This is a genomic window from Vibrio sp. 03-59-1 (genome assembly GCF_013114135.1).
Classification (GTDB): domain Bacteria; phylum Pseudomonadota; class Gammaproteobacteria; order Enterobacterales; family Vibrionaceae; genus Vibrio; species Vibrio cortegadensis.
The window spans coordinates 37,919-50,907 of sequence record NZ_VTYA01000024.1; the positions used below are offsets into that span (position 1 = coordinate 37,919).

15 protein-coding genes and 1 tRNA gene are annotated in these 12,989 nt (G+C 41.0%); 9 read left to right on the forward strand and 7 right to left on the reverse strand.

Annotated elements, in window-relative coordinates; genetic code table 11:
• Positions 1-303: 303 nt before the first annotated feature.
• Together F0249_RS18150 and norR are read right to left on the reverse strand one after the other, a co-directional pair.
• Positions 304-663 carry a glutathione S-transferase N-terminal domain-containing protein gene (locus F0249_RS18150; RefSeq protein ID WP_171757408.1) on the reverse strand — a complete coding sequence of 120 codons (360 nt, stop codon included), beginning with the start codon at positions 661-663 and terminating at the stop codon, positions 304-306.
• Between the two features lie 104 nt (positions 664-767).
• The gene (norR, locus tag F0249_RS18155; RefSeq protein ID WP_171757409.1) at positions 768-2,351 is read right to left on the reverse strand and encodes a nitric oxide reductase transcriptional regulator NorR; all 1,584 of its coding nucleotides are present in this window, start codon (positions 2,349-2,351) and stop codon (positions 768-770) included.
• A 359-nt stretch (positions 2,352-2,710) separates the two neighbouring features.
• On the opposite strand from norR, the gene hmpA reads away from it, so the two are divergent.
• Positions 2,711-3,907: an NO-inducible flavohemoprotein gene (gene hmpA / locus F0249_RS18160; protein ID WP_171757410.1), complete on the forward strand. Its 1,197-nt coding sequence runs from the start codon at positions 2,711-2,713 to the stop codon at positions 3,905-3,907.
• 106 nt (positions 3,908-4,013) lie between these two features.
• Here hmpA and F0249_RS18165 read toward each other — a convergent pair whose 3' ends face one another.
• The 3 genes from F0249_RS18165 to F0249_RS18175 all read right to left on the reverse strand — a co-directional run bounded on the left by F0249_RS18165 (position 4,014) and on the right by F0249_RS18175 (position 5,428).
• On the reverse strand, positions 4,014-4,577 hold the full coding sequence (locus F0249_RS18165; RefSeq protein WP_171757411.1) for a hypothetical protein: 564 nt from the start codon (positions 4,575-4,577) through the stop codon (positions 4,014-4,016).
• Positions 4,570-5,109, reverse strand: a complete 540-nt coding sequence (locus F0249_RS18170) for a YaeQ family protein (protein ID WP_171757412.1) — start codon at positions 5,107-5,109, stop codon at positions 4,570-4,572. The genes F0249_RS18165 and F0249_RS18170 overlap by 8 nt, the downstream gene beginning before the upstream one ends.
• A gap of 109 nt (positions 5,110-5,218) precedes the next feature.
• A complete protein-coding gene (locus F0249_RS18175) occupies positions 5,219-5,428 on the reverse strand; it encodes a cold-shock protein (protein WP_017051846.1) in 210 nt (69 codons plus the stop codon).
• Positions 5,429-5,812: 384 nt separating this feature from the next.
• Between F0249_RS18175 and F0249_RS18180 the strand changes: the two genes are divergently transcribed.
• Positions 5,813-6,040 carry an alternative ribosome-rescue factor A gene (locus F0249_RS18180; RefSeq protein WP_216599657.1) on the forward strand — a complete coding sequence of 76 codons (228 nt, stop codon included), beginning with the start codon at positions 5,813-5,815 and terminating at the stop codon, positions 6,038-6,040.
• 95 nt (positions 6,041-6,135) lie between these two features.
• Here the strand turns inward: F0249_RS18180 and F0249_RS18185 are convergent, their stop codons facing one another.
• The gene (locus F0249_RS18185) at positions 6,136-7,299 is read right to left on the reverse strand and encodes a threonine/serine exporter ThrE family protein (RefSeq protein ID WP_029203281.1); all 1,164 of its coding nucleotides are present in this window, start codon (positions 7,297-7,299) and stop codon (positions 6,136-6,138) included.
• Positions 7,300-7,546: 247 nt separating this feature from the next.
• Between F0249_RS18185 and F0249_RS18190 the strand changes: the two genes are divergently transcribed.
• Positions 7,547-8,941, forward strand: coding sequence for a diguanylate cyclase (locus tag F0249_RS18190; protein ID WP_171757413.1), 1,395 nt, complete (start codon positions 7,547-7,549; stop codon positions 8,939-8,941).
• Between the two features lie 130 nt (positions 8,942-9,071).
• Positions 9,072-9,146, forward strand: a tRNA-Gly gene (locus F0249_RS18195).
• A gap of 215 nt (positions 9,147-9,361) precedes the next feature.
• On the opposite strand, the gene F0249_RS18200 is transcribed toward F0249_RS18195, so the two are convergent.
• Entirely contained in the window at positions 9,362-9,574 is a 213-nt protein-coding gene (locus tag F0249_RS18200; RefSeq protein WP_029203279.1) for a helix-turn-helix transcriptional regulator, read from the reverse strand.
• A gap of 133 nt (positions 9,575-9,707) precedes the next feature.
• Here F0249_RS18200 and F0249_RS18205 point away from each other — a divergent pair, with 133 nt between their 5' ends.
• From F0249_RS18205 to F0249_RS18225, 5 genes are all read left to right on the forward strand, one after another.
• Positions 9,708-9,920: a hypothetical protein gene (locus F0249_RS18205; RefSeq protein ID WP_017051841.1), complete on the forward strand. Its 213-nt coding sequence runs from the start codon at positions 9,708-9,710 to the stop codon at positions 9,918-9,920.
• A gap of 9 nt (positions 9,921-9,929) precedes the next feature.
• Positions 9,930-11,108, forward strand: a complete 1,179-nt coding sequence (locus tag F0249_RS18210) for a DUF3596 domain-containing protein (RefSeq protein WP_171757414.1) — start codon at positions 9,930-9,932, stop codon at positions 11,106-11,108.
• Complete coding sequence (locus F0249_RS18215) at positions 11,105-11,416, forward strand: hypothetical protein (protein ID WP_171757415.1); 312 nt, start codon at positions 11,105-11,107, stop codon at positions 11,414-11,416. Before F0249_RS18210 ends, F0249_RS18215 begins: the two co-directional genes overlap by 4 nt.
• A gap of 76 nt (positions 11,417-11,492) precedes the next feature.
• Positions 11,493-11,903, forward strand: a complete 411-nt coding sequence (locus tag F0249_RS18220) for a YlcI/YnfO family protein (RefSeq protein WP_171757416.1) — start codon at positions 11,493-11,495, stop codon at positions 11,901-11,903.
• Positions 11,904-12,170: 267 nt separating this feature from the next.
• Positions 12,171-12,650: a hypothetical protein gene (locus tag F0249_RS18225; RefSeq protein WP_171757417.1), complete on the forward strand. Its 480-nt coding sequence runs from the start codon at positions 12,171-12,173 to the stop codon at positions 12,648-12,650.
• Positions 12,651-12,989 lie beyond the last annotated feature (339 nt).

Genomic DNA, 12,989 nt, shown 5'->3' on the forward strand with positions numbered 1-12,989 from the left:
GTGCCGATTATCGCAATCAAGAATTGCGTGCCCTGGTGGTGGAATTGGTAGACACAAGGGATTTAAAATCCCTCGGCGTTCGCGCTGTGCCGGTTCAAGTCCGCTATGCAGCGGATTGCAAATCCGTGGACCTCGGTTCGACTCCGGGAGGCGCCTCCATTATTGATTAAAAGCCCTAGCAGAAATGCTGGGGCTTTTTTCATTTTGCGTCACCTAGTGTTTTATTTTCTAGTGCTTCATTTTCGCCACCTAGTGATTTCATTTGAAATACTCGTCATCTAGATGGCAGTCGAACTCTACGGCTTAAGCAAACTCTTTCTGAAGGTAAGCAATGATGTCTGAAGATTCATACATCCATTGAGTTTCACCATTACTTTCAATACGAAGACAAGGCACTTTCACGCGACCACCACCCTCTAACAACGCTTGCTTATGCGCATCATCATTCTTTGCATCACGAAGGTCAATATTGATAGATTGACGTTTCATTGCACGACGAACTTTTACACAAAAAGGGCAAGCTTCAAATTGGTACAGAGATAGCCCTTGAGCTTTGGCATCAAGTTGTTTTTGATCTTCTGGATCTCGCTTCATTCCTTTTGGTGTGAAAACGAAATTGAGTACCAGAATAATTCTGCCTAGAAACCAACGGATAAACTTCATAATTACCTTTACCTAGTTTAAATACATATTGCATACAATTTGGCAACATTGTACCAGTCTTACTTTATCAACAAAACTATTTATATATGTTTCAGCATCATGATCTATAAACGTTCTATCTTGTGCGTTTTAGATAGGTTAAGCCCCAAACGTTTTGCGAGTCGGGTGAGGTTGGCTCGATCGGTTTGTAATTGCCTTGCTGCCTGTGCCCAGTTGTAATTGGCTTGCTCTAAAGCTGCGATGATAATGTGACGCTGAAACTCATCTGTCACCTCTCTCAATCCTTGTGATAAGTCTACTTCCGGCTGAGTGGGTGAGCTATCAACATGCGTCGGTTTGGTCATGACTTCATCAAAGTGACCACAATCATCGGCATTAATGACCGTTACTTTCTTGTTATAGTGCCTTGCTTTAGCTTTTAAAGCCGCTCGGTTTATGACGTGTTCAAGTTCACGCACGTTTCCGGGCCATGAATAACTCATAAGATGAGGCAGTACTGCGGGGCCAAATTTGATCTGCGCAATTCCAAGTTTTCGTCTCGCTTGCTCTAAAAAGAAACCAGCTAAAAGGGTAATATCACCATCGCGCTCACGAAGCGGGGGGATGGCAATAGGGTAGACACTTAAGCGGTGGTATAAGTCCGCTCTAAATCGGCCTTGTTCGACCTCTTTCTTGAGATCTCGATTGGTGGCTGCAAGCACACGGACATCAATCGTTTGGATGTTATCTTGGCCAACCGGTTGGATTTCGTTATTTTGCAATGCACGCAGAAGTTTGCTCTGTGCAGCAAGGGGCAGTTCACCTATTTCATCAAGGAAAAGAGTCCCGCCATCAGCTAATGCAAACTTTCCTTGGCGATTTTTGTCAGCCCCAGTAAATGCGCCACGGACATGGCCGAACAATTCACTTTCTACTAAATTTTCTGGCAAAGCTGCGCAGTTTACATAAACCAGAGGTTTGCGTTTTCTTTGTGACTGGTGATGAAGGGTTCTTGCAACAAGCTCTTTTCCGACTCCCGTTTCACCATGGATCAAGATATTGAAATGGGAAGGCGCGACGACTTCGATATCATTTTTCAACGCCACCATACTTGAACTGTGGCCAATCATTTCACCGCCATCTCTTTCCCACGCTTCTTCGTTAAGCTCTTCTAGAAGCTGACGAGATTGCTTTGCTTGTGTTTCAAGCTGGGAGAAAGTGAAGGCCATTTTTACAGTTGAAGCGGCAATGGCAGAAAGGACTTCTAGACTGCGCGCAGGGATAGCATTGAAAACATCAGGGGTGAGGCTATCGAGAGTCAAAACGCCAAGCAGTTTATCACTGAAGATAAGCGGCAGTCCCATACACGCATGCATGGGAAGATCGCCTTCATGATCAATAAGAAGGCCATCAAATGGATCGGGAAGTGGGCTGTCTGAATCAAAAATGATCGGTGTTTTTGATTCGCATATTTCATTAAAGCGAGGGTGTTCACTGATGGCAAAATGGCGGCCCAATGTGTCTCTGCTGAGGCCCTGCATGGCCAATGGGACGAGGTAATCACCTTGCAATGAAAGGAGAGCAACACAGTCACAATGAATTGTTTTGCGTATAGCATCGATAAGCTTGTTAAACCTATCTTGATCATTTAAGCCGCTTGCTAACCCTATGGTCATTTCCATCAGCGTGGATGCTGTAATATCTTGCATGTTAATCATTCTCAAAAAGACATTTTGCTATAGTAGAGTCATTTCGACTCAAATGAAAGCGGTCATCTTGACTTGTTTTTCTTTAATTTGGCGGCTAAACACAAGTAGATAAAGGTTTTTTGCTATTGGCACTGAAAATGCAATGTGGGGATAACGAAGTGATAATGATTCTTCGTTAATAACAGAGTGAAGAAAATTCACCGTTAAGTGTTCACTAACACTAAATCTAAAGTCCGCCTCAATTCGAGTTCACATTGAACAATGTAACCGTTTTGGGCTTGTTTTAATTCTAACTTTCACTTGCTCAACAGGTGAAGTTCGGTGTGGCGAAGCCATATACCCCAAAGATGGAGCATTTCATGCTTAATGAACAACATATCAATATTGTTAAGAGTACCATTCCACTGCTTGAAAACGCAGGACCTGCATTAACGCAACATTTCTATCAGCGCATGTTTTCTCACAACCCTGAGTTGAAAGATATTTTTAACATGACTCACCAAAAAACAGGCCGTCAAGGTGTTGCTCTGTTTGAAGCGATTGCGGCATACGCAAAAAATATCGATAACCTAGCGGCTTTAACATCTGCGGTAGAAAGAATCGCGCAAAAGCACACGAGTTTCAATATTCAGCCTGAGCACTATCAAATAGTAGGCCATCACTTAATTGAAACATTGCGAGAGCTAGCGACTGAGGCATTCACGCAAGAAGTCGAAGAGGCATGGACAGCTGCATACCTATTTTTGGCACAAATCTTTATTGATAGAGAAGGAGAGCTATACCTTCAGCGCAAACAAGCGATTGGCGGTTGGTCTGCTGCCCGTGAGTTTATTGTGAAAGATAAAACGATGGAATCACAGCTCGTGACCAGTTTTGTATTTGAGCCCAAAGATAACAACACAGTGTTGGATTTTTACCCCGGTCAATATATTGGTATTGAAGTGAAGCCAGAAAACGGTGATTACAAAGAAATACGCCAATATTCACTATCACAAAAACCGAACGGAAAGACCTATCGTATTTCGGTTAAGCGTGAAGGTGTTAACACTGACAATGTTGGATTGGTATCCAATCATTTACACGATAATGTTGAAGTCGGAGATAGTGTAAAGCTTTATGCACCTGCTGGTGATTTTTACTATGTGGAACGTGAGAAGCCGGTAGTTTTGATTTCTGCCGGTGTAGGTGTGACGCCAATGCAAGCCATGCTGCAGAGCTTATCTGGCATTGAAGATAAACAAGTGACATATTTACATGCTTGTGAGACTCAAGAACAGCATTCCTTTATCGAAGACGTGAATGATCTGATTTCAATCAATGATTGGAATCAAAAGACATGGTACCGCTGTGGTAATGAGAAAATAGCCGCGAGTCACCAACATTTTGGTGAGATGAATCTTGACTCGATTACGAGTGAATTGCCGTTGGATAATGGTGATTTCTATGTCTGCGGCCCTGTACCATTTATGGATTTTGTTGTTAAGCAGCTTGATGAGTTAAATGTGCCACGTGACCGAGTGCATTATGAAGTGTTTGGGCCTCATGCAAACTTGTAAATATGGATTGAGTATAACGCCTTATAGATAAACCAATAATGAATAAATTGAGTCACATGAAAAGTTAAGTCGTGTGACTCACCTTAATTGGCGACTCTTTATTCATTTAAATGCTCTTATTGCAATTATATATACGACTGACGAAGGACTTAATTGAATGAAAAATGCTTCTACTTGGGTTGTAATGCTTATGTTGCTGTAAACCTTGATAGAACGTCTCCATAAACTGGCACCTTAGCCCTTCAATTGGTTTATATACGAGTGGGCTAAGAAGGTTTGAAGTTTGCAATGCATGATCATTCGCATAGCTAAAATCCATATTTAGCCTTCCGAGTAGATAGATCCAAAGGTGAGTGATGAGCAATAATTCTTGTCCTTCTTTTGACGAAAACTTTTGAAGATGCTCAGAGCCCACAGTACTGCTAATTGCTTCAAGCATTGCAGAACTGGCAGAAGATTGAGTTTGAAGGCGTGAAGTCGCTTCAATTTGAGCTTTCGTTAAGACACCAAGGGCATGCTGAAGGGGTGAAGTTTCAGGTTTCCTCTCACAAACTTTTGCAAAGAGAGACTCATTGGCTTCACAAAGTAGCTGCAACTCTTTTTTTTGTGCAGATATGTTGCTGACGTTTAGTGCACCAGCATTATCCAGTTCAGAGAGTAGGCTACTCATTATCTTGAAGATCTTCCCATGTTACTTCGGCCGCGCCTTTATCACTGTTAATAAATGCTGAATTTCCAGAAAGCATGACGGAAATGTCTAATGTACGTTCAATCATTTTTGCCATATCAACGATACCAGCATTGTCAAAACGAGTAACATTAGCATCATATTGTGAAATCTTGCCTTTGTTCTGTTCCCACCAAACATTAGATTTTGTATTAAAGCTATAGATTTTTACTGCTTTGGCTTGGCGAGTTGATTTCTTGATGCGTTCAGGATCGGGTTCGCCTACGTCAATCCATACGGCGGTTTGGCCGTCGAGTGTTTTCTCCCATAAATCAGGCTCCTCAACGCTTGATAATCCTTTAGTAAACTGTAGATCAGGAGATGCATTGAGACAAAATGCGAGAACTCGAGCCATCATTCGCTCATCATTTTCAGATGGATGCTGAGCTATGGTCATGTTGAGCGAGTCGTAATAGTCACGGTTCATATCGGTGAGTGATACGCGGAATTTGTAAATCGTCGGTTTTAGCGCCATGTGTTTGTCTTAATGAGAGAATAGAAGGGGATAGTACATGAAATCAGTGTTTAGCGGGCAAAAAAATAGCCAGCATATAGCCAGCTATTTAGAATAATTAGAGTACGAATTAAAGTACTTTAATGCTGTCAGCTTGAGGGCCTTTTTGACCTTGAGATACAGTGAACTCAACTTTCTGACCTTCGATTAGCGTTTTGAAACCGTCGCCAGTGATTGCAGAGAAGTGAGCGAAAACATCTGGGCCGTTTTCTTGTTGAATGAAGCCGAAGCCTTTAGTTTCGTTGAACCATTTTACTGTACCAGTAACTGTGTTAGACATAGTTAAATCCTAAATATATTTATGTGTTTGGCCGATTATGGCGCCGATAGCGTGGAAAAGTAGCTGCTATTGCGTATAACACGGAGGTTGAGTTACAAGTAATCCAACGAAATGTATATAAACAAAAAACTTTCTTTCTAGCCGAGTCAAAGTCTAAATCAATTTACCTCTAAGTCAACGAAATAGTCTGGTTTTGAGTCGAGTTTTTTATCGTTACTTGCTCTTTGTCTCGTTTAGATTCATCTACTTATCTCAATGTTGCAATGGAATGACTGTTTTGTGACAAGCCAAAGTTTTTATTATATCGAGTTGAAATTTTGAGTTTGACACTTGCGTCTTTTTTAAGCAAAATTCGAACCGAAATATGACCGATGGAGGTTCATTTTGAAAAAGAAAAAAAGAGCAGAATCATATAACAGGCAGCAAGCGGTGATAGACCCTTCAAATCTTGAGGTTGAACATCAGCGAGGTGTTGTGAAAGACAATGCATTAAAAGCAATCGTAACGAGTAAACTATTTACTGTAAGAGTTGTGAAAGCCAAAAAAGGGAAAGGCAGTTTTGTCAGGAAGGCTAAGCATAGTGGCAAAGAGCCCTATTCAAAAGTAGCGTAATGTTATTTTCGAATAGGGCTTTTTTATTGAAGTTGATCGACAGTAATTACTTATTTGATCGTGTCTATAAAATAAAAAGGTGTTTTTGGCTGCGGCTACCGTTCTATTTTTGGTGAATATATAGAGTAAGCTGTGATTTGTCCGGCAACAATGGCAGAGAACATAAACAGTGCAGAGAGTCCGATACTTGGAATTGGCAGGATAGACTGCTCAAATACAGATTGACTTGCGCTCACCAAAACTCGGCTACCAGGGACAAGTATGATAATGCCTTGAACGATATAAATAGAACCTGTGAGGTCCATTTTTTTAGCAATCCAAGTGCCATATAGGGTGATCAATACTGTTGTAACCCAAGTTCCGACAATCCAACCGCTATCAAACCCTAAATAGAATGGCCCCCACATTCCTAGCACGGCCACTGGGAGTCCAAGAACAATATCTTTGGTTCTCGCATTAAAAATAATGCCAATACATATCGAAATAATCGGCAATCCTAAGACGTGCAACCAAGTTGGAACCGCATTGGTATAAGAGATTGATACGGCTTGTCCCCATATTGCTTCGCCAATGTTTAGCCCCATGACGATACCGACAAACAATTTAATCAAGGAAAGCGCGCACTGTCCGAGCAAGCTGGTGCCAGATACTAAATCATTAAAAGCTAGACACTCTAAAGCATTCGCGATTGAAAGGCCGGGAACAAACAATACAACAGACGCAATACATAAAGCCCAAATGGGAATGGGTAAGCCTGTACTTGCCAAAAAGGCGACAAAAATCCCCGTCACTAGCGCGGCAATAAACTCAGCTGCAATAGCTCTTCTGGAGTGGCATATTTGCTGGCAAAGCCATACTAAGAAGCCCAGTACGATAGAAAAAGCTACGGCTTCCATCGTGCTACCTATTAGAAGTAAATAAGCAGGGGGGATCCCCATGTTAGCAAGTGCAATAATCCATTTAGGATAGCCTGTGGGTTCAGGAAGCGGCTCGTTACTTGGTGTATTGATCCGAATGATCGTATTTGCTAACAAACTCAAATTGATAGATGCAGGCTTTAGTCGTTTGAGAACCACGGCATTATTGTCATCTGGAAACTGGTAATTAATCGTTGTAGGTGTCGCTTGTATCATTACATCAACACCATGTTTTTTCGCATAATGCTGAGTGTATTTTTCTACCTTATAAGAGGCACAACCACTGCGGTGAAGTGTGTCGCCAATCTCCACGATTTTATTGATTCGATATTGGGAGGGCATGGTCATTTATGAGCTGGATAACAATGGCGCAAATGTAACAGAGCTAAAGTGTTAAAACGAGGAGTAGAATGATGCCCATGTCTAATTTTTGACTTTCAATATCAGAATTTGTCTAATGAGAGTATATTTAGCCGGAAAATAAATGGCGACTTGGATATTTTCAGTGATGTTATGGAAAATAACCATCTGATGTGCAAAACAATAAACAATAATCCGTACTGTTAAATGACAAGGCATCAATAATATTATGAATAACACGACATGCCGATTCATCTTTTGGGCTATTTCAGGCATATTCTTTTCGTTTTCATCCGCAATCTATGCGCATGAGCCTTCACAATCGGATTTACCTCCCCTTACTGTCAGTAACTCTAAAGCTTGGAAACCATTTTCATATTTAGACTCTAACGGAGAACCAAAAGGTATTCTTATTGATTTTTGGAAAGCCTATTCAAATAAAACAGGACGTCGAGTAGAGTTCGTTTTGACTGATTGGAGTCGATCTATCGAGCTGGTCAAAAATGGAGAGGTGGATATTCATGGCGGCCTTGCTTGGTCTGAACCAAGGGACAAATTCCTTGATTATGGCGATGAGTTTTTAACGGTTAACAGTCAAATCTTTCTTAAGCAAAGCTTATTGAAGCAAGGCGTTGATGCTTTTCTTGAAAACGGAGGCGGTAGAGGTGTCGGCGTTGTACGGGATGGCTTTTATGGCTATTACGTATCCCAACAATTTCCACAGCTTAAATTAGTCGAATTTGCTACAAACAGAGATTTGATGTACGCAGCTTTTGACGAAGAGGTCGATGCATTTATCACCGATCTTCAGGTGGCAAGTTTCTACACACATACCGCCAGCATGCCTTCAAAATATGCACCCGTGATGCACATACATTCAGTTCAACTTCGTCCTGCGGTTGCCGAAGGAAATCTTGAGTTACTCGAATCGATAAACAACTCATATGGCTTATTAGGCATTGAAACAAAAGAGCAAATATTAAATCATTGGATGCATATAGAAACCGTTTATCCTCCTTATCTTTTTCCAGGTATTGCGGTGTTTATCATCGTGATGTCGAGTGTTTATATTGTTCAACTTCGAAAAACAGTTAGGGCTAGGACAGCCGAATTGGAATCCGCGAATGAGAACTTGTTAAGGATGACATATACAGATTCACTAACAGGAATCAGTAACCGCAGATATTTTATGCAACAGTTAGAGCAAATCGAAAATACGGGTCAAAGTGCTGTGGTGATGGTTTTCGATATTGATAACTTTAAAGTGATTAATGATTCTTATGGCCATATGTGCGGTGATGAGGTGATAAAAGAAGTTGCAAGACGGAGCGGTAACGGATTACCTGAAGGTACGTTATTTGCGAGAATCGGAGGAGAGGAGTTTGCCTTATACCTGAGGGGGATTGCGTGCAGTGACGCTGAAATAGTCGCTGACGCTTTGTGTCACAACGTTTTTCATATGCCGATCGAGGTTGAGAATGAAAACCTTAACATTAGTATCAGCGTTGGTTGTGCTTTCTATTCTTGTGCGCCGAAGGTAATTAATATCGATGCTGCTGATAAGTTGATGTATCAAGCGAAGCAAGAAGGGAAGAATCGCTACGTTCTAGAAATACGTAATTAAAGAAATAGTTACTATTTTGTCTAAAAAAACGACGTTACGAATAACAAATGCGCACTTAAACATAAATATGAAAAAAAAGGTTTTCTTTTCAGTTAGATGTGGCATTATCTATCTCGTTCCAACGCGATGTGCGTGCATCGTATAATGGCTATTACCTCAGCCTTCCAAGCTGATGATGCGGGTTCGATTCCCGCTGCACGCTCCAATTGCTCCCTTCTGTTTTACAATCCAAAAAATCTTTAAAAAGAAACGCTTAGCTGCGTGTTTTTGTGTGTCTGACGTATTATTTTTCCGATTTTTTCTTTTGTAGAAACCATCGGTGGCCATCTTGTGGCCAAAACGGTGGCTACTTTTGTTTTTGGTTAATATTGCGCTTAATGGAGCTGAAAATCCAAAATCCTCAGCCCAATATGAGAAAAACTAATCTGTTTCAATTTTTTGCCTTTCCAGTAACTCTCCAACTTCTATATTCAAGTACTCACAAAGACTATCTATTACATCAAGTTCTACACGTGTTGCTGTTTCATTATATAAGCGTGTAATTGTCCCTCTATTTACACCCGTATCCCTAGCAACATCCGCAATTTTAAGCCGCTTTTCTCCCATTATTTTAGAAAGGTGGCACTTCAACATGTTCTTCTCCTGCTTAAAATGTCCTGCTGCAGGTAAAAAATGGTTGTAAAAGGTCATTTTTATGCTACATTGTAATCTACAGGAGAACATTTAGTTCATTGGTAAGTTAATAATGTTTATAGGAGATTGTACGATGGATAATACCTATCTGACAACCGCAGAACTTTCTGTGCGAATAAAATATGACGCGCGAGTTATCAGGGAACAACTTAAAGATTCGGTTTTATTTGAGGGGATTCATTACATTCGTCCATTTGGAGGAAGAAAAATTCTTTTTATATGGGAACGAGTCGAAGAGGAAATGCTTGTTGGCATTTCTAGCCAATCATTGATCTTAGGGCAATAGGAGCTTGTTATGGGTGTACTCAATGTGCGAAATGGGAAATTAGTTTTGCAATTCAGATATAAAGGTCAGCGTTGTCGTGAACATACTCAATTGGTTAATAATGCGGTAAATACTAAGCGTTTAGAAAAGTTACTTAAGCGCATTGAAGCAGAAATTATACTTGATTCGTTCGACTATAAAAAATACTTCCCCCAAAGTAAGGCAGCTAAACGATTTGAAGAGATAAAGCATCGTGAGGGTAGTGCTAAAGCTTACTTCAATGCACCAGACTCACCAAGGTTTGAAGAGTTCGCTCAAACTTGGTTAGCAGAAATGAAAATAGAATGGAGTAAAGGTCATTATGAAGACGTAGAAGGCGTTCTGAATAAGTATTTGCTCCCTTCATTCGGGAATAAGAAGATCAGCGCCATCAATAAGGGGCAAATCCTACAGTTTCGTTCCATCCTCGCCAAAGTACCGGGACGAAAAGGTAGCTTTCTTAGCCCATCACGCATTAATCACATCATGACACCCCTAAGGGTATTGCTTAATGAAGCCGCCGATCGATATGACTTTACCTCACCGTGGAAGAATATCAAAGCCTTAAAAGTAGGGCGTACAGAAGTGGACCCATTTTCGGTTGTGGAAGTGAATCATTTCTTGAGCGAAGTCCCTGATAACTTTCGCAGCTATTACATTACCCGATTTTTTACAGGTCTTCGTACAGGTGAAATTGATGGGTTGATGTGGGATGACGTTGATTTGACCAATAAAACCGTCACTGTTCGTCAAAGCTTAGTTAGGGGGGAATTGTCGGGGTTAAAAACGGAGGGCTCATACCGAGTGATCAGCCTGACGGATAGCGTTGTCGATGCTTTAAAAACACATAAGAAAACGGCCTATTTAAAAGACAAGTATGTGTTTACCAATGCGAAACGCAAACCATTGAATTATGCCGTCGTCTCACGGACCATTTGGTACCCGACGCTTAAAAAAGCCAAACTACGAGATCGTAATCCTTATCAGACTCGGCATACCTTCGCAACGTTATTGCTTGCCTCTGGAGAGTCTCCCGAGTGGATTGCTAACCAAATGGGACACACTACGACAACCATGTTGTTTCGAGTGTACTCCCGTTATGTTCCAAACCTGACAAGGCAAGATGGAAGTGCATTTGCCGCATTTTTGAATAATGGAGGACAGTTATGAAGTATTCACCATTAGCCATTCACTGCACCAGCTTGTGTTTTGATGTGATGCAGCGTTCGTCATTTAAAACCTTAACTCATCGTGATATTGATGAATTCAAAGATGATGTTTATGCCTTGATATGTGAGAGAGCTAAGCTCATGCCCACTAAACAGGAAAGAGAACACCAGTTTGCTTCCTACGTTGCAGATGGTGTGATTAGTGTGCTCCATCAATGTTTAAATAATCCGTCGGCTCGCGACTCAATTTGGATCCTCGCTGCACTTGAATCTCGTATCGACACGTCGATTAAAACCATCATCCACTAGGACCTCAAAAAACGGTGCGCACAATCCATGGCTTTGTGCGCACACTTTCCCCGTCATTCATTCTAAGTGTGCGCCCATGCAAAAAATCATCATTGTTTTGAATACAAACACCAATAGAAAGTCGATCAAGAAAAACATCCGGTTTGAACACGAACTTGTGAATGAGATAGAGGGCGTGAAGCCAGAAAATGTTAACTTTTCAAGTTGGGTGAAACAAGCATGTCGCGAAAAAGTAGCCAATGAGGCTATCGATGATGATGTGTGCGCACAGCTTGAAAACGATGCTCGGCTAGGTGTGCGCACACAAGCGGATAACAACTCAGAAACCATAAATGATATGAGTACGTTTGAACTGATTAAACGTTGGGATGAGAAGGGCTTATACCATCAACAAATTGCTGAAAAGTTGAATGAACTTGGGCGAGAGAGCCCAAATAGTAAAACATGGACTAGGGCGCTAGTGAGGCAGTTTCTTAGTGAACATTAAGCCCAAATGCCACCAAGATTTTGTATCAGAAATGCTATATTATGGTCCTGTGTTTATGATCAGCCTAATGAAAATTTCTAATATTCGAAACTATGACGATATTAACAGTATAATTACGAGAATGAGCTAATGTGTTCGCGTTATGCTATTGATGCATCAGAACATTTACAGGTTGAGTCGCTAAGGCTGATTAGTGAAATGCGGCGCGGTATCAGGAATTAAGCTTGCAAAGTTCAGTCTAGATAGCGTTAGGGCTAAGGAGAATTAATGACTTTCGGTGATTTAGATAGCATTTTACTGGATTTGCTATCCTCTTTGTTTATTGCAATAACAGCATCGTATATTTCGGTAAAATTAGCTATGAGGAAGTTTAAGTCTGAAAAGTGGTGGGATAAAAAACTACATTGCTATACCGAAATATCAGAACTGCTTAGCATGGTCATAATCTATGCAGATATGGTTCTGGATGTTGAGCTTGATGGAGTTGAGCATGATAGTGCTTCATATAACTCTCAGAAATCAGCCTTTAACGAAGCAATCATAAAGTTGCAAAAGCATGCGCATTCAAGTGCAATCTTGCTTGATGATCATTCTTATCAAGCTGTATTAAGTTTTACAAATGAGCTTTTTCGTGTAGAAACAAGCTCGATTGACACTCAAAAGTTATCAGGCTTACGAGAAAATGCTGAAAGTTGCCTATCGGTTATCGGTTCAAATGCTCGAAAAGCGCTAGGAGTTTCGCCCTAACAAAGCGTTTAAGACGGATTCCCAACGCTCGGCATTTTCGGTTTGATTCAGTTTTAGTGTTTACGGCACAATGGTTTAGGTAAGGTGGTAGCGTTGCTCACCACTTAACGCGGCGTTATATTGCATAAGATTCAAAGGGTTAAAATATCCGTTTATCTTTTTTCTGCGTTCGAGCTACACACCTGTTCGTCCCGTGAAAGTTGCCATCAAAATGACCATCGTACGTAGAAAGTACGTCGGTTAATTAGCTGCAACGTCACGCAAGTCTCCTCGTTAGTAAGTTTCGCTGGCTCAAGTTCATTTTTCGCGGCTTCTTTATCGTGGGAACTTCATTGAAAG